The organism is Arthrobacter sp. Y3224055, assembly GCF_059090825.1.
This window is the reverse complement of the sequence record NZ_JBNHGB010000003.1, coordinates 262,793-283,823: the sequence shown is the minus strand read 5'-3', so window position 1 is coordinate 283,823 and position 21,031 is coordinate 262,793. Positions and strand designations below refer to the sequence as shown.

19 protein-coding genes are annotated in these 21,031 nt (G+C 69.4%); 4 read left to right on the top strand and 15 right to left on the bottom strand.

Annotation, left to right across the window (positions count from 1 at the left end; translation table 11 throughout):
• Positions 1-49: 49 nt before the first annotated feature.
• The 3 genes from AC5RTY_RS09475 to AC5RTY_RS09465 form a co-directional block, all read right to left on the bottom strand.
• Positions 50-3,088, bottom strand: coding sequence for an AAA family ATPase (locus tag AC5RTY_RS09475; RefSeq protein WP_494109365.1), 3,039 nt, complete (start codon positions 3,086-3,088; stop codon positions 50-52).
• A complete protein-coding gene (locus AC5RTY_RS09470) occupies positions 3,085-4,245 on the bottom strand; it encodes an exonuclease SbcCD subunit D (RefSeq protein ID WP_494012405.1) in 1,161 nt (386 codons plus the stop codon). The genes AC5RTY_RS09475 and AC5RTY_RS09470 overlap by 4 nt, the downstream gene beginning before the upstream one ends.
• A 91-nt stretch (positions 4,246-4,336) precedes the next feature.
• Positions 4,337-5,386, bottom strand: a complete 1,050-nt coding sequence (locus tag AC5RTY_RS09465) for an MIP/aquaporin family protein (protein WP_494139440.1) — start codon at positions 5,384-5,386, stop codon at positions 4,337-4,339.
• Positions 5,387-5,532: 146 nt separating this feature from the next.
• Between AC5RTY_RS09465 and AC5RTY_RS09460 the strand changes: the two genes are divergently transcribed.
• Entirely contained in the window at positions 5,533-6,750 is a 1,218-nt protein-coding gene (locus tag AC5RTY_RS09460; RefSeq protein ID WP_494022844.1) for an ADP-ribosylglycohydrolase family protein, read from the top strand.
• 4 nt (positions 6,751-6,754) lie between these two features.
• Entirely contained in the window at positions 6,755-7,681 is a 927-nt protein-coding gene (locus tag AC5RTY_RS09455) for an SDR family NAD(P)-dependent oxidoreductase (protein ID WP_494022843.1), read from the top strand.
• Positions 7,682-7,706: 25 nt separating this feature from the next.
• On the opposite strand, the gene AC5RTY_RS09450 is transcribed toward AC5RTY_RS09455, so the two are convergent.
• From AC5RTY_RS09450 to clpS, 12 genes are all read right to left on the bottom strand, one after another.
• A complete protein-coding gene (locus AC5RTY_RS09450) occupies positions 7,707-8,723 on the bottom strand; it encodes a 3'-5' exonuclease (RefSeq protein WP_494022842.1) in 1,017 nt (338 codons plus the stop codon).
• Positions 8,724-8,833: 110 nt separating this feature from the next.
• A complete protein-coding gene (locus AC5RTY_RS09445; RefSeq protein WP_494139439.1) occupies positions 8,834-9,496 on the bottom strand; it encodes a hypothetical protein in 663 nt (220 codons plus the stop codon).
• Between the two features lie 23 nt (positions 9,497-9,519).
• Positions 9,520-10,446: an ABC transporter ATP-binding protein gene (locus AC5RTY_RS09440; RefSeq protein WP_494022840.1), complete on the bottom strand. Its 927-nt coding sequence runs from the start codon at positions 10,444-10,446 to the stop codon at positions 9,520-9,522.
• Complete coding sequence (locus AC5RTY_RS09435) at positions 10,443-10,832, bottom strand: GntR family transcriptional regulator (RefSeq protein WP_494022839.1); 390 nt, start codon at positions 10,830-10,832, stop codon at positions 10,443-10,445. Before AC5RTY_RS09435 ends, AC5RTY_RS09440 begins: the two co-directional genes overlap by 4 nt.
• A gap of 523 nt (positions 10,833-11,355) precedes the next feature.
• Entirely contained in the window at positions 11,356-12,033 is a 678-nt protein-coding gene (locus tag AC5RTY_RS09430) for a DedA family protein (protein ID WP_494023295.1), read from the bottom strand.
• Positions 12,034-12,142: 109 nt separating this feature from the next.
• Positions 12,143-13,654: an HNH endonuclease gene (locus AC5RTY_RS09425; RefSeq protein WP_494139438.1), complete on the bottom strand. Its 1,512-nt coding sequence runs from the start codon at positions 13,652-13,654 to the stop codon at positions 12,143-12,145.
• A 622-nt stretch (positions 13,655-14,276) separates the two neighbouring features.
• Positions 14,277-14,888 carry an RdgB/HAM1 family non-canonical purine NTP pyrophosphatase gene (rdgB, locus tag AC5RTY_RS09420; protein WP_494139491.1) on the bottom strand — a complete coding sequence of 204 codons (612 nt, stop codon included), beginning with the start codon at positions 14,886-14,888 and terminating at the stop codon, positions 14,277-14,279.
• A gap of 52 nt (positions 14,889-14,940) precedes the next feature.
• Positions 14,941-15,729 carry a ribonuclease PH gene (rph, locus tag AC5RTY_RS09415; RefSeq protein WP_493979743.1) on the bottom strand — a complete coding sequence of 263 codons (789 nt, stop codon included), beginning with the start codon at positions 15,727-15,729 and terminating at the stop codon, positions 14,941-14,943.
• 100 nt (positions 15,730-15,829) lie between these two features.
• Positions 15,830-16,624: an MBL fold metallo-hydrolase gene (locus AC5RTY_RS09410; RefSeq protein WP_494000101.1), complete on the bottom strand. Its 795-nt coding sequence runs from the start codon at positions 16,622-16,624 to the stop codon at positions 15,830-15,832.
• Positions 16,621-17,577: a glutamate racemase gene (murI, locus tag AC5RTY_RS09405; RefSeq protein WP_494001275.1), complete on the bottom strand. Its 957-nt coding sequence runs from the start codon at positions 17,575-17,577 to the stop codon at positions 16,621-16,623. Before murI ends, AC5RTY_RS09410 begins: the two co-directional genes overlap by 4 nt.
• A gap of 453 nt (positions 17,578-18,030) precedes the next feature.
• Positions 18,031-18,606, bottom strand: coding sequence for a DUF2017 domain-containing protein (locus AC5RTY_RS09400; protein ID WP_494025640.1), 576 nt, complete (start codon positions 18,604-18,606; stop codon positions 18,031-18,033).
• Positions 18,607-18,939 carry an ATP-dependent Clp protease adapter ClpS gene (clpS, locus tag AC5RTY_RS09395; RefSeq protein WP_493979739.1) on the bottom strand — a complete coding sequence of 111 codons (333 nt, stop codon included), beginning with the start codon at positions 18,937-18,939 and terminating at the stop codon, positions 18,607-18,609.
• A 144-nt stretch (positions 18,940-19,083) separates the two neighbouring features.
• Here clpS and AC5RTY_RS09390 point away from each other — a divergent pair, with 144 nt between their 5' ends.
• Positions 19,084-20,415, top strand: a complete 1,332-nt coding sequence (locus tag AC5RTY_RS09390; RefSeq protein WP_494139437.1) for a nicotinate phosphoribosyltransferase — start codon at positions 19,084-19,086, stop codon at positions 20,413-20,415.
• Positions 20,412-21,029, top strand: coding sequence for an isochorismatase family protein (locus tag AC5RTY_RS09385; protein ID WP_494000105.1), 618 nt, complete (start codon positions 20,412-20,414; stop codon positions 21,027-21,029). The genes AC5RTY_RS09390 and AC5RTY_RS09385 overlap by 4 nt, the downstream gene beginning before the upstream one ends.
• Positions 21,030-21,031 lie beyond the last annotated feature (2 nt).

Genomic DNA, 21,031 nt, shown 5'->3' with positions numbered 1-21,031 from the left:
CCGCCTCCCGATGCGCACAACCCGGATAACACAACCATCATACCGGTGGTCAGGCGGCCCCGGTAAGCACGGTGCGGACGGAGGAGCCGTGGCGCCCCTTCGTGACTTGGAGCTGGGCGCCGATCCGCTGCTTCATCTCCGCTACGTGGCTGACCAGGCCGATGACCCGGCCCCCGTCGCGCAGTCCCTCCAACGCATCCATGACCTGCTCCAATGCCTGCTCATCCAGGCTGCCGAATCCCTCATCGACGAACAACGTCTCGATGTCCACGCCGCCTGCCTCTGCCTGCACTACGTCGGCCAGGCCGAGTGCCAGCGCGAGCGAGGCCATGAAGGATTCGCCGCCGGACAGGGTGGAGGTGTCGCGCCGCTGCCCCGTCCATTCGTCGCTGACGTGCAATCCCAGGCCCGACTTCTTGTTGCCGGACTTCGAGTCGTCGTGGACCAGGGTGTAGCGCCCGTCGGTCATGGCGATCAGGCGTTCGGAAGCCGCCGCCGCAATCTGCTCCAGCCGCGCGGCCAGGACGTAGGTGGTGAGCGTCATCTTGCGTTCGTTCTCGCCCAGTCCCCTGACCGTGTCCGCCACCGACTGCAGGAGCTCGTGCCGTTCCGCGATCGGGGCCAAGCGGACTTGTTCCTCGTCGAAACGCCGGCGGTAGCTGGCAAGTTGTTGGTGCGACGCAGTCAGCACCCCGTGCCGCACGTGGTGCTCCTGCACCAACCCGTCCAGGACCGCGGCTTCCCCGCGTGCCGCGTCCAGTTCCGCGGTCCCCGGCAGTGTTTCGCCCTTCTCGAGCGCGGTGCGGGCACGGACGACGGCTTCGGAGGACTCCAGCACCTGCACCCGCTGGCCTGCTTCGGTGTAGGCGGTGTGGCGCCGCTGCAGTTCCTGCAGCTGTGCCGGTGCCAGCAGGGACACCCGGATTTCGTCTTCGGAGGCGAAGCTGGACTGCCCGATGGCCGAGGCCAGATCGGCTTCGGCCTGCTCCAACGCGTTGCCGCAGTGGCGGTGCTGTCCCAGGACGTCCAGGGCAGCGGCCAGCAGTTGGTCGAGGCGGGACAGCGAGGCCGCGTGTTCGTGCAGGCTGCCTCCGTCCGGACGGGCCTCGCGCAGCTTCTGCTCGAGTTCCTGCACGCGTTCCCTCCCGGCCTTGAGGTCGGAATCGGCGGAGGCCTTGGCCACGGCCAGAACCGACAGCTGCCGGCCGTTCTCGTCGAGCTGCTCGGTCGTGGCGGCCGCCCGTTCCTGCAGTTTTGTGCGCCGTTCCCGCACCGCGACGGCCTCGTCCAAACGGGCACGGGCGGCGACGACGGCGGCGGCTGCTTCGGCGGCGTCGGTCGCGCCGCCGCGGGAGGCCAGGGCCGAGAGTTGCTGTTCCAGTGCCGCGCACGCCTCGCGGGCCTGGGAGTACGTGGCTTCCGCCGCCGCGTGGTCCTCCCGGGCTGCTGTTTCCTGTTCGCGGGTGACCAGGTGCCCGCCGGCGGCCGCGGCCGGTTGCGGATGTTCCGTTCCGCCACACACCGGACAGGGGTCTCCCTCTGCAAGGTTGGCGGCGAGCTCCGCTGCGGCCTGATCGAGCCGCTGTTCCAACAGCGACAGCCAGGCTTCCTTGAGCCGAAGTTGCCTGGCGTGCGCCGCATCGCGGTTCCGGCGGGCCTCGTCGGTCTTGGCCAAGCAGGCGCCGTAGTCGGCCACGGTGTCCCGAAGCTGCCGGGCCTGTTCCAGCCGCTCGGTGAGCAGGCCGACGTCGTCGGAGGCTGCCGCCAGCGTGGCCAATTCCTCCTGCAGCCCGCGGCCGACTTCAGCCAGCCGTTCCCGGGTAGTTTCCGCGGCACCGATGTCCTTGGCCAATCGGCCCGCGCGCTGTTCCAACCGCCGCACGTCGGCAGCCCCCGCCTGCAACCGCTGCTCTTCCGGCAGCAGGGCGCGGATTCGTCCGAGCTCGGCGGAGAGCTGTGCCGCCGCCTCCTCGAGCAGCGCCTGTCCCGCGGCATCGGGGTCGGGGCGGCGGGAAACGAATGTTGGGAAGAGCGGATGGGCTTCGGCCTCGTCGATCCGGTCCAGAAACTCTTTCCCGGCCCGTTCCACAGCGAGTGCCGCCTGATCCCGGTGCCGGATGGGCGACGCCAGCAGTTCCGCGGCCCGGTGCGATGCCAGGGTTTCGGTCAGCGCTGCGTGGCCGTCGGCGCCGTTGCGGTGCTCGGCTGCCAGTTTCTCCAGCGCCGCCAATTCCGCGTGGTCGGCCAGCGCCCGCTCGTGCCGGGCAATGGCCTCCCGCAGCCGGCCCAGCTCATCTTGTCCGCGCTCGGCCAGGTCGCGGACGGAGCCGGCCGCGGACGCCATCGAGGACTCAAGGGCGGCGAGCAGGTCCGCGGCAGGCATTGACTGGTCCGGCATGTCCTCGGCGGCCAGATGCCGGGCTGCTTCCTCTGTTGCCCGGGCGAGCAGGTGGTCGGATCCTGCCACCGCGGCCTGGTAGTCCGAGCGTGCCTTGGCCGCTTCGTCCGCCAGGACCTGCTCCACCGCCTCGTAGCGGTCGGTCGCGAACAGGCGCTGCAGCAACGGCCGGCGTTCCCTGGCGTCGGCGCGCAGGAACGCCGCAAAGTCGCCTTGGGGCAACAGGACTACCTTGGTGAACTGTTCCAGGCTCATGCCCAGGACGGCCAGCAGCTCGGCCGCGGCCTCGTCGTTGCGGCCGCTTTTCTGGACCCAGGCCCCGTTGATCTTCTCGCGCAGCAGCGTGCGCGCCTGCTCCGTCACCGATCCGGACCTGGCCCGGGACGAGGGCCTTTCCCACTGCGGGTTGCGGGTCACTTCGAACCGTCTGCCGCGGGCGGAGAATTCGCACACGACTTCCGGCTCTATCCCGGGTTCGGCGTGGTCGCTGCGCAGCCGCTTCCCCTGCTGGCGTGCGCCGGGAACGGACCCGTACAGCGCAAAACAGATGGCGTCCAGGATGCTGGTCTTGCCGGCCCCGGTCGGCCCGTTGAGCAGGAACAGCCCCTGCTCTCCCAGCTCGTCGAAGTCAATGGTTTCCCGCGCAGCGAACGGCCCGAAGGCCTGCATTTGAAGCCGGTGGACCCTCATGCCGCGGCCTCCGCTGCCTGCACGGCGGCCAACGCGTCGGCCAACAGTGCGCGTTCGGCTTCGTCGGCCGGCCGGGAGCGGACGTGGTCCAGGAAGCCGCAGCAGACCTCCAGGTCGTCCTGGGCCTTCGCGATGCGCTGGCTGTAGCTCATGGTGTCCCGGCGCGGCCCGGAGGCGGGTTCAAAGTTGAGCACCAGCGTGTCGGGAAAGCGCGCCCGCAGCCGTTCCATCGCCTTCGCCGGGCGTTCGTCGTCGGTGACCGTGATTTGGCAATAGGCGTCCTGCGCCCAGGCGTGGTCCGCCGATTCGAGCAGGTCCTGCATGGTCCCCTTGAGCACGGCGAGCCTGCGCGGGGAGGGCCAGCTGACGTTTTCCACCGACGCGAGCCCGTCCGCGGTGAATTCGAGGATGATGCCGCCCTTCTCGTGTCCGGCCTCGGAGAACGAATAAGGCAGCGGTGAGCCGGAATAGCGCACCGTTTCGCTCAGCGTCTGGCGCCCGTGCAGGTGGCCCAGCGCCACATAGTCGAGGCCGTCGAACAAATCCAGCGGGACCGCTCCCACTCCCCCGATGCTCAGGTCCCGTTCGCTGTCCGAGGTGACGCCGCCGCTGGCAAAGGTATGCGCCATGACCAGGGAATGCACGGCGCCGCCGGCCCTCCTCTGCTCAAGGTCGGCACGGACGAGGTCCAGCGCCGACCGCGTGACGGCGGTGTGGCTGGGAGCCTCCGCGCCCAGCTCCTCCGCGCACAGCCGCGGCTCGAGGTACGGGATCCCGTACACGGCAAGGGTCGCGCCGTCCAGGTCCAGCTCCACCGGGCCCGCAAGCTGGTCCAGCCGGGCGCGGATATGGACCCCGCCGTGGGCCAGGATGCCGGAGCCGAAGCCCAACCGGGTGGCCGAATCGTGGTTGCCGCTGGTCATGATCACCGTTGCCCCGGCACCGCGGATGCGCGACAAGGCATCGGAAAAGAGGTTGACCACATCTACACCGGGAAGCGCGCGGTCGTACACATCGCCCGCGATGAGCACCACGTCGATGCCCTCCTCGCGCACTGTCTGCAGGAGTTGCTCCACGAATGCGTGCTGCGCCTGCAGCATCCCGACGCCGTGGAAAGAACGGCCCAGGTGCCAGTCGGACGTGTGCAGTAACCTCATATTTCCAAACTATCCGGCGGCTGGGACAGTTTCGGACAAGCGCAACGGCACGTCCCAAAATCGGGACGTGCCGTTGCGCGGGGCCTTGTGGTTATTCGCCGTCCGGGCGTGTCCGGTTCGGCTTGCGGTCAAAGAAGTCGCGGGCTTCGGCGGCGCCCTGATCGTCCGCGGGCGCCGGCTCGTCCGGGTGGTCCTCCACCGCGACGTCGGGAACCTCACGTCCGGCGGCGGACCCGGCGGGCACCGAGCCGGCCGCGGATCCGGCGGCCGCGCCTCCGGCGGGCACCGTGCCGGCCGAAACGCCGCCGCCAGCGCCAGTCTTCCCCTCCACAGGCTTGCCGGAAGATGCAGCCGGTGCATCGCCGTCGTTGGTTGCCTTGCGCGGCCCCGGCACCAGTTCGGCACTGCGGTAGAGCAGCCCGGCGATCACCGCACCGAGCAGCGGGGCCGCCCAGAACAGCCACAGTTCGCCCAGCGGGCTGCCGTCCGCGAAATACACCGCGGCCGTGGAGCGGGCCGGGTTCAGTCCGGCGTTGGAAATCGGGAGCATCACGGCGGTCAGCACGCCGAACGCAAGCCCCACCGCGTACGGGGCGCTGCGGAGCCGGTCCAGGGACGAGGTGGCACCGAGGTAGACCGCCACGAGCAGCCCGGTGGCGACGGTTTCGGCCAGGAAAACCCCCGCCATCGAGAAGCCCAGTTCGTCGCCGCCGGCGTAACCGTTGGAGATGGACGTGAACACGCCGGCCGACTGGGCGCTGACCGGGTGGCTGGCCATGATCACCCAGAGCACGACGGCGGCCAGCGAGGTGCCGGCCAGCTGCGCCAGGACGTAGGGCGGCACCGACTTCCAGGAGGTCCGGCCCGCGAGCGCGCTGCCCAGCGTGATGGCCGGGTTGAAGTGGCCGCCGGAGACGTGGCCGAACGCAAGCATGCCGGCAACGACCGCCAGGCCGAAGCCGAAGGGGACGCTGAAGCCGCCCTGCGGATTGAACATGCCGATCCCCAGGGCGCCGAAAAAGAGCAGGAACGAACCTGCCGCTTCGGCGCCGATGCGGGCCGAGTAGCTGCGCCCCTCGCCGAGCCGGGGCGGGGCGGCGTGGACGGCCGGAGCCGGTGACGCGGGGTGGGCTGCTGCCATGGATACTGTCCTTCTGCAGGGCCGGCCAGCAGCCGGCGGGTTACTCAAAACTACTCCACTCTGGCATCGGGGTCTGTGAGAACGCTGGGTGCTGCCCGGGAAGGATGCCCGGCGAAAGGTCCGGTCCCGCGCCTAAGCTGGTAGTCGTGACTCACGATGCCCCGCTCCCCGGTTCCCCCTCCGCCGACGCGCCGGACTTCGCCGGCAGCGCGCCGCCCCCTCCCGGCACCATGCGGCCCGCTCCCGGCGCCGCCCAACCCACACCGGTTCCCGCCGCCGTGCCGCCGCCCGTGACCCAGCCGGAGACGACGGCCCACGCGGTGCCGGACTTCGCCTCGCGGGTACGCGGCTGCCTGCTCGGAGGCGCCTTGGCGGACCAATTGGGGGCCGGCGTCGAATTCGACTCCTTCGACGCGATCGCCGGGCGCTTCGGGGCGGACGGGCTGCGGGACTTCTCCCAGCTGGCGGAGCCCGGCCACTTCTCCGACGACACGCAGCTGACGCTTTATACCCTCGACGGGCTGACCGAGGCGCTGGAATGGGCCAATGCCGGTACCGCCGCCGACGAAGCCGCCTGCCTCTGGCTGGCTTACCTGCGCTGGTACGCCACCCAGGAGGGCCGCTTTCCGGACAACGCGCCGGAACCCCAGCCGCGTTGGATCGACGAACAGGAGGTGCTGCACGCCCGCCGCGCCCCCGGCGCCGCCTGCCTGTCCGGCCTGGCCACCGGGGAAATGGGAACGCGGGCGCGCCCGGTCAACCGGGACTCGAAGGACTGCGGCACGGTGGTCCGGTCGGCTCCGTTCGGGCTGCTGCCGTTCGTCGACGACCAGACGGTCCAGCGGCTGGCCACGGACGGCTCCGCGCTCACCCACGGCCATCCGACGGCCCACCAGAGCGCGGCAACGTTCGCCACGCTGATTCGGCTGCTGGTGCACGAACAGGCCACGCTGCCCGGCGCCGCCGTGGCCCTGCTGGCCCGCACCGAGCAGGACCCGGCCGCCGCCGAGTTGGCAGGGAGGCTGCGCGCCGCCATCGAGCTGTCGGCAGGCGGCCCCGTGCAGCCGGCCGTGCTGACCGCCACGCTGGGCTTGGGCCGGGTGGCCGAGGAAGCCCTGGCCATCGCCCTCTACGCCGTCTTGGCGACGGCGGACAGCACGACGCCGGAGCACCACTTCCGCCGGGCAGTCGCCGCGGCCATCAATCACGACGGCGACAGCGACTCGGCCGGCAGCCTCGCCGGGAACCTCCTGGGCGCCCATTACGGCGAAGCGGCGCTCCCCGCCGAATGGCTGGGCGCGCTGGAGGCCCCCGACGTCATCCTCGGCATGGCGGAGCGCTTCCTGGCGCAAACCCAGGGCTGAGCCCGTGGACCACGACCGCGCTGCCCCTGCGCTGCCCCGCCAGGACGGGAAGACGATCCTCGTGACCGGTGCCAGCGCCGGCCTCGGCTACTTCGCCAGTGAACAACTGGCCGCGGCGGGAGCCACGGTGGTCATGGCTGCCCGTGATGCGGCACGCGCCCGGGCAGCCATGGAAGCCGTCCGCCGCACTGTGCCCGGCGCGGACGTGCACTTTCAGGAGCTGGATCTTGCCAATCTGGCCTCGGTCCGGCAAGCGGCAGGCGAACTTGCCGAGCGGGGGCGGATCGATGCCCTGCTGGCCAACGCCGGGGTAATCGGTTCCCGGGAACTGCAGTTCACCGCCGACGGCTTCGAACTGCAGTTCGGCACCAACCACCTGGGCCACTTCGCGCTCGTCGCCGGGCTGATGCCTGTACTGCGCCGCAGCCGCGGCCGCGTGGTGCATGTGGGCAGCATCAGCCATCGCTGGGTCCGGCCAGACTTCCGCCGGGCCGCTTTGCCGGCCCGGTACTCCAGCTACCGGTCCTACGCGCTGTCCAAGCTGGCGGTGATGAGTTTCGGATTCGAGCTGGCGAACCGGCTGGAGGCGGTGGGCTCGCCGGTCGCTTCCGTGGTGGCCCATCCCGGGTACGCGCGCAAATACTTCACCCCGGACCGGCCGGGCCTGCAGCTGTCGCGTCCGGCGGCGGGCTGGCAACGGGTGCTTTTCGGGCTGGTGGCGCAGGGCAAGGACGCCGGCGCCCGGCCGCTGGTGCACGCGGCAGCCGCCGAGGAGGTCCGCAACGGCGACTACTGGGGACCGGACGGGCCGTTCCAGCTGACCGGACGCCCCGCCGTCGTCGCGCCGCGGCGGCACGCCCGCGAGCGCAACGCCGCCTCCCGACTGATCGACCTGTCCGAGGAACTCACCGGGGTAGGCCTCCGGCTCTGACTCCGGTGCGGGCGACGGCGGCGGGTCAGACGCTGTGCGCGGGCCAGCGTCCCCCGATCATCTGCAAGAACTCGCCTTCGGACAGCACCTCGATCTGCTGGCCCCTGCTGTGCAGCTGCAGCACCTTGTGTGCCTTGGCCGTGACGCGGCCGCTCTTGAGGTCGGAGGCGACGAAACCGTCGCCGACGACGAGCACGGTGGTCTTCCGGGTGACGTTGCTGGCCGGCCGGGCCCCCAGCTCCGCCGCCCGGTTCTTCGCCTCCTGCCGCGACAGGCCCAGATGGCCGGTGAACACCACGGTCTGGCCGTACAGCGGGTGGGAGTCGTCGGCCGCGTGGTTGGGCTCGGGGTTCTCCCCCTCGTCCGGCCAGTAGGTCCAGGCCGACGACGGCGCGGCGCCCCCGGCCGCACCCAGCGCCTGCCGCTCGAGCGCGGTCCGGGTGGGTTTGGACACCGCCGCGCTGCCGTGGAGGTAGGCCTCCAGGCGCGAGGCGCGCAACTGCAGGGCGGTCAGCAGCTCGGGAATGCTGCCGGCCGAGTTGCGGCCGGCGATGTCGATCATGATGCCGGCACAGGCCCGCGCGTCCGCCACGGCGTCGTGGTGGTTGTGCAGCGGCACGCCTGCGGCCTCGGCGACGAACGGCAGGGAATAGGACACCAGCGAATAGCTGCGCCGCGACAGGATGACGGTGCAGGCGTAGTCGTAGGCCGGCCCGGAGAGTTCCGAGACCTCCAGAGCCGATCGGATCACGCCCATGTCGAAGGCGGCGTTGTGGGCGACCAGCACGTCGGAGCCGATGAAGGCTGCCAGGTCGGCGAAGATCTCGCCGAAACGCGGCTTTCCCGCCACCATGCCCGCGGTGATGCCGTGGATCTGGACGTTGCGCCGGTCGAAGTGGTCGAAGCCCTCCGGCGGCCGCATCAGCCAGGAGGCTTCCTCGACGATCCGGCCGTCACGGACCTTGCTCAAGCCGACGGAGCATGGTGAGCCCCGGAACCCGTTTGCCGTCTCGAAATCGATCGCCGTGAAGTCAACTGCCACGCGTTCAACCCTAAGCGACGGCACCGACGGTTCTGCGCCTGCAACACGCCCCGACGGCGGCCCCGGCGCGCGCGCTGGGGCCGCCGTCCTGCGGGCGGGTCAGGGCTTGGTCAGGGGGTGGCCCGGCGGAGGGTCAGGTAGGACCCCGCCGCCAAGGCCGCGCAGAACAGCGCCGTCCAGCCGGAGGTGCTCAGCGGGGTCTGGGCCACCAGCCACCCGCCTACGGCCGGCCACCAGCCCTGCCGTGCGATCAGGCCGAGAAGGCCGATCAGGACCACGGCGATCGCGACCCATGTGATTAACATCCCGGTCGCCTGCCAGCGCTTGTAGATGGTGGCGAACCAGAAACCGATCATGAACAACGCCACCATGGCGATGAAGTAGAACAGGATCTGCACCATCGGGCTGCTGTCGGCGATCCAGCCCAGGGCATACATCCTGCCGTTGAAGCCCCAGCCGCCGGTGGCAATTTCCAGCAGGCCCAGCAGGTAGTACAGGACACTGACGGCAAGGGCGACCACGGCGAACAGGCCGACGGTGCCGAGGTAGAAGGTACGGCGGCTCACGCTCATCGCCTGCGAGAACGGGAACGTCATAGTCATCGATTGGATGCCCAGCGCGAAGAAGTACCACATCACCGCCTGCGCCGTTCCGGAGTGTAACGTCTGGCCGCTGGCAGGGATCATCGCCCAGATGGCCAGGGTAACCAAGAACGAACCCAGCAGGATCACGGCGGGGATGCCCAGGAAGGTCCACTTATTGATCAACTGCATGCGCGCTACGTTGATGACGCGGTTCATTTCAGGACCTCCAGCTCGGAGTCGGCATCGGCGACGGCATCGGTTGCAGCAGTGGTCTTCCGCACGACCAGTTGTTGGAGCGACACCGGCGCCAACTCCACAGCGAGTTCCGCAGCCTGGACTCGTTCGGCATCCAACAGCCTGCCGTCGATGGTCCACGAGGCCAGCGAGCCCAGCGATTCGCGGTGCAACACTTCCCGCCCCACCGCGAAGGACCTGACCGCTTCGGCGCTGCCGGACACGGTGAAGGCCGTCCCGCGGATCGCTTCGGCGTCGTCGTCCATGATGATCCGGCCGCGGTCGATCAGCACGACGTGCTCCAGCAGGTTTGCCACCTCGTCGATCAAGTGCGAGGAAAGGATGATGGTGCGCGGATGGTGGGCGAAATCCTCAACCAGCCGGTCGTAGAAGATCTGGCGGGCCACGGCGTCGAGCCCCAGATACGGCTCGTCGAAGAATGTTATCTCCGCGCGGGACGCCAGCCCGATGATCACGCCGACGGCGGAGAGCTGGCCGCGGGAAAGCTTCTTGATCCGCCGTTTGGGCGGGAGCTGAAAATCCTCGACCAACCGGTCTGCGTAGGCCTGGTCCCAGTTCCGGAAGAACAGGGCGGCGGACTTGAACGCCTGCCGGGGGGTGAAATCGTCCGGGTACTTCTGTGATTCCCGGATGAAACAGATCCGGGACAGCACGGCGTCGTTTTCATACGGGTGCTGCCCGAAGACCAAGGCTTCACCGCTGCTCTGGAAGCCTTGGCCAGTGAGCACCGACATCAGGGTGGTCTTGCCGGCGCCGTTTCGACCCAGCAGACCGTAGATCCGGTTGCCCTCCAGACGGAGGCTGACGTTGTCCAGTGCCTTGGCATCGCGGTAGGACTTGCTCACCTGCCTCAGTTCGATGGCGGGTGTGTTCTGGTAGCTCATGGGGACACGCTTCCCTCTGTCATGTCGCTGGTGGACTCGGTGCGGTGGAGCATTGCGGTCAGCTGTTCGGTGCTGATACCCAGTTTTCGTGCTTCCCGGGCCATCGGCTGAACGTACTCGCGGTAGAAGTCGTCACGCCGGCGGGCCAGTAAGCGGGAGCGGGCTCCGGCGGCTACGAACATGCCGATCCCCCGCTTTTTGTAGAGAATCCCGTCATCGACCAAGCGGTTGACGCCTTTGGCCGCGGTGGCGGGATTGATCCGGTAGAAGGCGGCGAACTCATTGGTGGACGGCACCTGGCCTTCCTCGGCCAGCGCCCCGTCCACGATGTCGTTCTCAACTCGTTCGGCGATCTGGAGGAAGATCGGCTTTGAGTCATCGATCACTGCCGCTCCCTTTCCCGGCCCATTGCACCGCTTATTCGGTGGAGGGGTTCATTACTTATGTAGCTAACCATACAACAGGTGGAGCTGTTGTCAACTGGAGGAGGATGGGGCGACTGAACGCCTAGGCCGAGCCCGCCCGGAGCTCGTACGCGGGCTCCGGGGTGCGGACGCCAGGCAGTTCCCGTCAACACGGCGGCGGCGCACTTGGGCCAGCGGGCATCACGGTGGGGCGCAGGCCCCGTCAAGGATGTGAGGATCATGGTGGCGGCGGACTGCCGTCAAGGGGTGTGAGGGCGATGCCTGGCGGCCGGCGGCCCGTCAACGGCGTGATTGCAGCACGGTGGCGGCCGGGGGCCCGTCAAGGTGTAAAGGCAGCGGGGTGTCAGCGGAGTGGCGTCCGTCGCCGTAAGGGCCGGTGGGGCTAGAGCAGGATGCGTGGTGCGGAGGAACTGGCGGCGGAACGGAAGGTCTACAGGGCCGGCGGCAAAGCTGACCGATGGGAGGATCAGCCCTTAGCAGCTACCTACGCCCGCCGGTTCCTGATCTTGCGGATCCTGGTGGTCAACCAGTACAGGCCAGCAACAACGACAACGACAATGACGATCTTCTGGAAGACGCCGGCGTACTCCTCCACGATGTGCCAGTTCTCTCCCAAGTAGAAGCCGGCCAGCACAAAGATGCTGTTCCAGATCAGGCTCCCGGCTGCAGTCAGCGAGAGGAACTTGCCCATGGGCATGCGCTCGATGCCGGCGGGAATGGAGATCAGGCTGCGGAAGATCGGGATCATGCGACCAAAGAAGACTGCCTTGTAGCCGTGGCGGTTGAACCAGGCTTCCACCCTGTCCACATCTTCCAGGTCGATCAGCGGAAGCTTGTCGGCAATGGCGCGCATGCGCCGTCGGCCCAGCCAAGCGCCCAACCCGTAAAGCGCCCACGCGCCGATAATCGAGCCCAGCGTGGTCCATACCAGCGCCTCGATCAGGCTGAAGCTGCCGCGGCTGGCCGTGAAGCCTGCCAGCGGGAGCACCACTTCACTGGGCAGCGGCGGGAAAAGATTCTCCAGCGCGATCGCCAGACCCGCGCCTGGTGCCCCGATGCCTTCCATCAGCCCTACGGCCCACTCGGCCACCCCGGTGAGGGCAGAGGTATCATCTGCGGACTGGGCAGGGCGGGGACCGGACATCAGGTAAGGGATCAGCATGCTCATCGTGTACAAGTCTGCCTTACCGCCCCCGTCAAGACCGAACCGGGCGTCGGGTCTGGACGGTCCGGACACCCGAAGAGGTGCAGTTCGCGCGCAATCCGCGCAGCTATAACTTAGTTGCCCTTATTGCTGGATGTGGGGAGCTGCGCCTACACATCAGTCGGAAGCGCCGACGGCGCCGTGCCCGCACTGTCGACTCCCCTAGAGCCGCTTCGGCGGCGATCACGGCTCTGAAGGCACCACCTGCAGCGAGTGTGCCTGGCAGTGGTGGCGGGGTGGAGGTGTAGGTGTGGCCGGTGGGTGTGGAGGTTTCCACCGTGTGGTGCGGTCCGTCGAGGGTGCGGCTGGACCAGCCTTCGGCTTCCTTTGACAGGTTGCATTGTTCACACAGTCCCTGGCCGTTGGCCATAGTCGTTTCACCGCCTTGCGTCCAGGGCACGATGTGGTCGATGTGCCGGATCGGGGCGTCGCACCAGGGCCTTGCGCAGACCGCGTCGCGGGCGTGGATCATCCGGCGCATCCCGTCCGGGAATCTCCGTGCGGCCGAGTCCATCCCCAACAGCTGCCCGGTCCCCGGCGCGGTGTAAAGGCGGCGGACCCAGACGTCCTCCACGCTGGCCTGTTGCAACACCTTGGTGCGTTGGGCCTGCTCGCGGGCGGTCTTCCACCCCGGCTCGGTCCCGGCCGGCGGCGCCTGCTGCCCGGGCGGGCTGTCCCCGCCGATGGCCGCCGGTGGTGCCGGCGGTTGCGGCGGGCGGGTGAGGTTGCGGGCGTAACGGGCCGGGACGATGCCGTGCCCGGTCAGCCAGGCCGGTTCGGCCTCGCCCCGGAGCAGGGCACGGTCGGTCATCACCAACTGGATTTCCAGCCGGGCCGGGTCGGCGGTGCTGCGCCCGGTGACGCGTTCGAACACGGTATCGGCCATCATCTGGCCCCGCGACCGGGGGTCCCCCAGGCTGCGCAGCCGGTCCGCTTCCTTGTGCAGGGCGGCCATCACCGCCACCCCCTGGACGACCGGCAGCAGGGTCCGGACCGAGACCATCGTGTCCGGTTCGGGCCGGGAGGACACATGTCGGTCCGCTTCGGCCTTCGCCGCCCGGCCCACCACCGAGCGGGGATCGAGCCGGTAGGCCAGGCGTTTGGCTTCGGCGCGCAGCGCCCGGTTCCCGAGCCCGTGCAATCGCTCCCGGTTCCCGGCCAGTTCCCGGTCCACCCGGGCGCGGTGCTCCCGGGACAGGCAGCCGGTTTCCTGGGCCAGGATCTCGGCCCGGTATTCGTTCAGGTCCCCCGCGGCGAGGGCGGCCAGGGTGTGCGGCATCTGTGTGACCAGGGTCCGGGACAGGTTCAGCAGGACCGCGGCACGGTGCGGGGACTCGCGCCGGGCCAACCCGATCTGGGCGGCCACCCCGGCGCCCTGCCGGTCTTTCGGGATCCCGGCGCAGGCACGGCGGGCACGCACCGATTCCTCCAACGCGACCTGGACCCGGGCCTGCGCGGCCGCCGCGGCAGCCTTCAAACCCTCCAACGCCGTAAGCTCCTCCACCAACTCCCGCTCCGACGCACCCACGTCGATGCCCTCGAGGGCAACGGCCGCAGCCCGAACAGCGGCAGACCGCATCGGACCCGCCGTCGGCCCGGCGCCCCGCAACAAACCGCTGCCGGCAGACGGGGCTGTGGCAGGTGGTCCTGCTTCTGATGCTTGGGCGGGCGGGGCTGTGACAGACGGGGCTCCGGCAAGTGGTCCTGGTGCAGGCGATGCTGTGGCTTTCGCGGCTGCAGCAGACGGGGCTGCGGCAGGTGGTCCTTCAACAGGCGATGCTGCGGCGCGTGATCCGGCGGCGGGAGATGCTGGGGCGCCCGGGGCTGCGGCAGGCGGGGCTGCGGCGCCCGGCGCTGCGGCAGACGATCTTGGGGCAAGTGCTGCTGCGGCGGGAGGATCGGGTACGGCCGGATCAAACATCTCAGCGTCTCAATCTTCAGCATGCATACTGCATGGCCTCGACTACGAGCGGTCACGAACCCTGCACGGATCCGCAGACGCCGCCGGCAACGGCGGTCAACGATGGTGCTGAACTGCTACTGAAAACAGGCTATCCGCCGCCACTGACAGTTTCGGAGGATGCAGAAATCCTCCGCAGAAAGCGGTCAGTCCGCAGGTGTGGGGGCGCCGCAAGCCGCCGACAGTGGCCCCTCCGCTGCGGCGGGTCCCCGACTGCGCTGCGGCACGGCCTCTCCGATTCCTAGCCGAGTGCCGCCACTATGTGAGGCAGCAGCGCGCGGAACGCCTGGCCGCGGTGGCTGATGGCGTTCTTTTCCTCCGGCCGCAGTTCGGCGCAGCTGCGGTCCATCCCCGCCGGCTGCAGGATGGGGTCGTATCCAAATCCGCCGGAGCCACGCGGCTCGGTCAGCAGGGTTCCCGCCAGCTGGCCCTCCTCGACGGCTTCGAGACGCGGCGACACAACGCTCGCTGCGCAGACGAACGCGGCCCCGCGGTGCTCGGGCGCGATGTCGGACAGCTGGTTCAACAGCAGGCGCAGGTTCGCTTCGTCGTCGCCGTGTTTTCCGGCCCAGCGGGCCGAGAAGATGCCGGGCGCCCCGCCGAGTACGTCAACCGCCAGGCCCGAGTCGTCGGCCACCGCCACCAGTCCGGTGGCTTCGGCCACTGCGCGTGCCTTCAACAGGGAGTTCTCCGCGAAGGTGAGTCCGGTTTCGGCAACGTCCGGGACCCCTGCGGTGGCAGCGTCGATCACCTGGGTGTCCACGTCCAGCCCCGGTATCTGGCCGCGCAGCAGGTCTCGCAATTCGCGCAGCTTTCCCTGGTTGCGGGTGGCCAAGACCAGCCGGGGCTCAATCTCCTGCCCGGCGTCCGGCGCTCCGCCGGGCTCGGCGCCTGCGGCCGCGGTGTCAGCCACGGATGACTTCTCCCAGCGTCTCCGCCAGCGTGTCCCGCTGGATCTGGGCCAACTGGGCGGTGCCGGCAAGAGCCAGGTCCAGCAGCGCGTCGAGTTCCGCACGGTCGAACGGCGCGCCCTCGGCGGTGCCCTGGACTTCCACGAACTGTCCGGATCCGGTGACCACCACGTTCATGTCCGTTTCGGCGCGCACGTCTTCGACGTAGGGCAGGTCCAGCATCGGCACGCCGTCGATAATGCCGACGCTCACGGCCGCGACGGTGTCGGTGAGCGGGCGGGCCGAACGGGCGATCAACTTCTGTTCTTTAGCCCAGTGCAAGGCGTCGGCAAGGGCCACGAAGGCGCCGGTGATGGCCGCGGTGCGCGTGCCGCCGTCGGCCTGGAGCACGTCGCAGTCCAAGACGATGGTGTTCTCCCCCAGCGCCTTGGTGTCGATTACCGAGCGGAGCGAGCGACCGATCAGCCGGGAAATTTCGTGCGTGCGGCCGCCGATCTTGCCTTTGACAGATTCGCGGTCGGAACGGGTGTTGGTGGCACGGGGAAGCATCGCGTATTCGGCCGTCACCCAGCCGCGTCCTTCGCCCTTCAGCCAGCGGGGCACGCCCGCGGTCACCGATGCGGTGCAAAGCACGCGGGTGTTGCCGAACTCGATCAGCGCCGATCCTTCAGCCTGGTTGGACCAGCCGCGAGTGATGCTGATCGGACGCAACTGCTCGGGCGTCCGGCCGTCGGCGCGGGCGGCGGCAGCGGGCATGGCGGAACCTGGATCAACATCAATCATGAGTCCACCCTATCGGCTCGCAGCGGCCGCGGTCGCTCGGGGGCCGGAGCTCGCAGCCGCCGCAGCCCGGAAGACGTCGCCGCCACCGCCCCGCTGCCGCTTAAACGACGTAGCTGACGCCGGCTACCGCGACCGCGAGATCGCCGACGTAGGTTTCGCGGGCCTCCTCGACGGTACGCACGGAGTCGTTCCAGACGGGCAGGTGGGTCAGCAGCAGCCGCCGGACCTGCGCCTCGGTGGCAGCGGCACCGGCCCGCTTTCCGGTGAGGTGCACGCCGTCGACGGCGTCGTCGCGTCCCTCGTGGAAGGCCGCCTCGCACAGGAACATGTCCGCGCCGAACGCCGCTTCGACCAGTGCGGGACAGCTGTCGGTGTCACCGGAGTAGGCCAGCACCCGCGTGACCGGCCCCTCGGACGTGGGCTCCGTAGCCTCGACCCGGATCGCGTAGGCCTCATCGACAGGGTGGCGCACCGGATACGGCGTGATGGTGAACGGGCCCAGCTTCACCGGTTCCCGTTCCGCCCAAACGTGGAAGTCGAACTCCTCTTTCATGCCCGGATCCAATTCCAGCCCGTAGGCGGTGGCCATGCGGTCCGCCGTGGCGGCCGGCCCCCACACGGGGATGCGGCCCTTAGTCCAGCCGTCGGGATTCCAGCGCACCGCCACATGCAGGCCGCACAGGTCCATGCAATGGTCCGGGTGCAGGTGGCTCAGGAAGACGGCGTCGATATCCTCCAACGCCATGTAGCGCTGGGCGGTGCCCAGGGCGCCGTTGCCCAGGTCGAGCAGGATGCGCCAGGTTCGCTCGCCGTCGTGGGCGCTGACCAGATAGCACGACGCCGGGGACTGCGGTCCGGGAAACGAGCCGCTGCAGCCGATGATGGTCAGGTTCATGCCCGCTCCCCCGGGTTGTACTGCCCCGATGCACCGGCAAACGGCGAAACCTTCGGGCCCGCCTGCGCCCCGGCGCGCGCGGCGGCAACCATCTCCGGGGTGATCCTGGCCATGCTCCCGGTGGGATACTGCGCCGCCACGTGCTCCACATGCTCCACGGCGATCACTTCCGGCCCCAGGAACCGGCGCGCCAGCACCTCGAAGGATGCGGCGTCGCCCGTGGCAATGAAGTGGTGCCGGCCCGGCGTCCCTTCCGGACGCAGCAGATCGTGGGACACCAAAGACCGGTAAACATCCTTGGCGGTCTCTTCCGCGCTGGAAACCAGCGTCACGCCGTCGCCCATGACGTAGGAGATCACGCCGGTCAGCAGCGGATAGTGCGTGCAGCCGAGCACCAGCGTGTCCACGTCGGCACGCTTGAGCGGCTCCAGGTACTCCTCGGCGGTGGACAGCAGCTCCTGGCCGGCCGTCACGCCGGCCTCAACGTATTCCACGAACCGGGGGCAGGCCACGGAGGTCACGTCGAGGTGCGGCGCGGCGGCGAAGGTGTCCTCGTAGGCGCGGGAACCGACGGTGGCCGAGGTGCCGATCACGCCGATCCTGCCGCTCCGCGTGGAGGCGACCGCGCGGCGGACGGCCGGCTGGATCACCTCGATCACCGGGATGCCGTAGCGGGCAGTGTAGCGCTCCCGGGCGTCGCGCAGGACGGCGGCCGAGGCGGAGTTGCAGGCGATCACGAGGAGCTTCACGCCGGCGTCCACGAGTTCATCCATCACGCCCAGCGCGTTCGCGCGGACCTCGGCGATCGGTAGCGGTCCGTAGGGGCCGTTTGCGGTGTCGCCGACATACAAGATGGATTCGTTGGGCAGCTGGTCTATCACTGCGCGAGCCACGGTCAGCCCACCCACCCCGGAATCAAAGATGCCGATCGGAGCTGCGGGTTGGATCAACATCTTCAGTTTCACTGCCTTTCCGGGCTCATGTTCACTAGAGGATAAGACGTTGGCGGCCGGTTGAGCGAACTTCTGCGCGGCTTCTGTTAGCCATCTCACAGTGTTTCCCCGCCGACGGCGGCCTCCCGACCGGGGCGCCGTCTGGGCGCGGACCCGGAAAGGTTGCGGCCCATCCCCGGCGGCCGTGGCCGGGCCGCCGCAGGGCGTGGCCCCGCGATCTCGGGGCCTCGGGTTCACGTGTCTAGGGGCGCGCGGGGGGGGGCGTGGCTCAGCGGTGCCGGCCCGACGCGGCGCTGGCCCAGCGGTGCCGGCGCGCCGGGGGCGAGGCTCAGCGGGGCTCAGCGGTGCCGGCGCGCCCGGGGCGTGGCTCAGCGGTGCCGCCCGTCGGGGCGGGGCTCAGCGGCGGCGGCCGACGCAGCATGGCTCAGCGGTGCCGGCCCGACGCAGCGTGGCTCAGCGGTGCCGGCCCGACGGGTGGTCCAGCCCGTCCAGCAACGCCTGCATCAGGGTCTCCTGAAGCCACGTCATGAAGTTGTAGACCAGCGCCAGATAGGTCTCGAGGTCCTCGGCCTGGGACCAGTCGTCGATCTCATGCAGGGCCTGGGCGTCCTCGTCGGTGCGCAGCTCCAGCCGCTCGGCCAGCACCAGACGGACGTCGTTCACGGCCCGGGCGAACAGCCGGGCCTGCTCGTCGGTCAGGTGCAGCGGCGTCTGTTCGAGCAGCAGCGCGCTGGCGCGCAGCGCCCCGAGCTTGTCCTCCCGCAGCGAGCGTTCGGTGAGCTTGCGGAACTCCAGGGCCTCGCCGTCGTCGTGCTCCACAGCATCCGGCAGCAACCGGAGCAGCGCGGGGTCCCGGGGCTTGGCGGCATCCATGTCCAGGCCGACGATCGCCGCGAGCGGATCCTCGTCCTGCCGGTCGACTTCCAGCATGGCGACGACGTCCGCGAACAGCTTTCGGATCAGGTCCCGCTCGGCGGGTTCCAGGAACCCGGTGATTCCCTTGCGCGTGTGCTTGAATGCCTTGGCCATCTACGCCTGGTCCGCCTTCTGGTACGTGGCCCACAGGCCGAACGAATGCATCGCCACGGTGTCCCGCTCGGCCTGCTCGCGGCTGCCCGTGGCCACCACCGACTTCCCCTGCTGGTGGACCTCGAGCATCAGCTTGCGGGCCTTGGTTTCCGAATAGCCGAAGTAGCTTTGGAAGACATAGCTGACGTAGCTCATCAGGTTGACCGGATCGTTCCACACGATCACGACCCACGGGGTGTCCTTGGCCGTAAGTTCGGCGGATTCCGCGCGGCGGGACGTCTCGATATCCGAGTCCAGCACGGTTGTGCAAGAGGGAAGGATGCTCACGGTCATGGCTTCCATTGTAGGCAGGGCGCGCCCTTCCGGCCCGACGGCGGCGCGGAACTGCCTTCCGGCCCGACGGCGGCAGGGAACTGCGCGGACGGCGACGGCGGCGCGGAACTGCCCGGAGGGCGAAACAGGATTAGAGTCGGGGATGTGAACATCGCAGCCGGCTGGGCGCACCCCAGCACCTCCCTGTACACCGACCATTACGAGCTGACCATGCTCCAGGCCGCCCTGCACTCCGGCGCGGCGCACCGGCGTTCGGTCTTCGAGGCGTTCGCCCGGCGGCTGCCGGAAGGCCGCCGGTACGGCGTGGTGGCCGGAACCGGCCGGATCCTCGAAGGCCTGGAACACTTCACGTTCTCCGAGCACCAGCTGGACTTCCTGGCCCGCACCGGCGTGGTCGACGCGCGCACCATCGACTGGCTGGCCGATTTCCGGTTCTCCGGCGACATCTACGGCTATGCCGAGGGCGAGGCCTACTTCCCGTATTCGCCGATCCTGGTGGTGGAGTCGAGCTTCGCCGAGGCCTGCGTGCTGGAGACCTTCGTCCTGTCCGTGCTGAACCACGACAGCGCCATCGCCTCGGCCGCCTCGCGGATGACCGGGGCCGCCGGCAGCCGGCCCTGCATCGAGATGGGGTCCCGCCGCACGCACGAGGAGTCGGCGGTGGCTGCAGCCCGGGCCGCGGTGATCGGCGGCTTCTCCAGCACCTCCAACCTGGAAGCCGGCTACCGGTACGGCGTCAAGACGGTGGGCACCGCCGCCCATTCCTTCACCCTGCTGCACGACACCGAGCAGCAGGCCTTCGAGGCGCAGCTGGCCTCGCTGGGCGTGGGTACCACCCTGCTGGCGGACACGTACGACGTCGAAACCGCCGTCCGTACGGCGGTGGACCTGGCGGGTCCGGAGCTGGGCGGCGTGCGGCTGGATTCCGGCGACCTGATCGCCCAAGCCCAGTGGGTGCGCCAGCTGCTGGACGACCTGGGCAACCACCACACCCGCATCACCGTCACCTCGGACCTGGACGAATACGCGATCGCGGCGCTCGCCTCGGCTCCGGTGGATTCCTACGGCGTCGGCACTGCACTGGTCACCGGATCCGGCGCCCCGACCGCGAGCATGGTCTACAAACTGGTCAGCCGCGAGGGCAGCAACGGCGAGCAGGTGTCGGTGGCGAAGGCGTCGAAGAACAAGATTTCCGTCGGCGGACGCAAATACGCGCTGCGCCGGCTGGACGAGCACGGGTCGGCCACGGCCGAGGTGGTCGGCATCGGCCATCCGCCCTTCGACGACGGCAACGACCGCCCGCTGCTGCAGCAGTTCGTCACGAACGGCAAGCTGGCGGACGGCTGGACCGGCGCCGAGGGCGTCCGCCGCGCCGCCGAACGCCACACCGCTTCCATGGCCGAGCTGCCCGGCGCCGTGAACCGGCTGCAGCGCGGCGAGGCCGCCATTCCCACCGAATTCGAGGAGCAGCCATGACACGCGCACTGATCATCGTCGACGTCCAGAACGACTTCTGCGAGGGAGGCGCCCTGGCCGTCGACGGCGGAGCGAAAACTGCCGCCGACATCAGCGAGCACCTGGAGACCCGGCCGGACGAATACGACGTCGTGGTCGCGACCCAGGACTGGCACGTGGATCCGGGCAGCCACTTCTCCGACGAGCCGGACTTCGTGGACAGCTGGCCGCGGCACTGCGTCGCCGGTACCCGCGGGGCTGACTTGCATCCCGACCTGGACACCGACCGGATCGACGCCTACTTCCGCAAGGGCCAGTACGACGCCGGCTACTCCGGCTTCGACGGACTGCTGGCACCGGCGGACGAGGTGGCCACCGGGGAACGTGAGGGCGACGAGGAGGAAGAGCTGGTCGAGATGCCCAGCCTGGACGACTGGCTGCAGGAGCACGGGGTGGACGAGGTGGTGGTGGCCGGGCTGGCGACCGACTACTGCGTCCGCCAGACCGCCCTCGATGCCGCCCAGGCTGGCTACGCCACCGCCGTGAACCTGGCGCTGTCGGCGGGAATCAACGCCGGGCGCGTCGAGAAGACGTTGGCCGAATTCAGCGACTACGGCATCGACGTCATCGAGTAGCC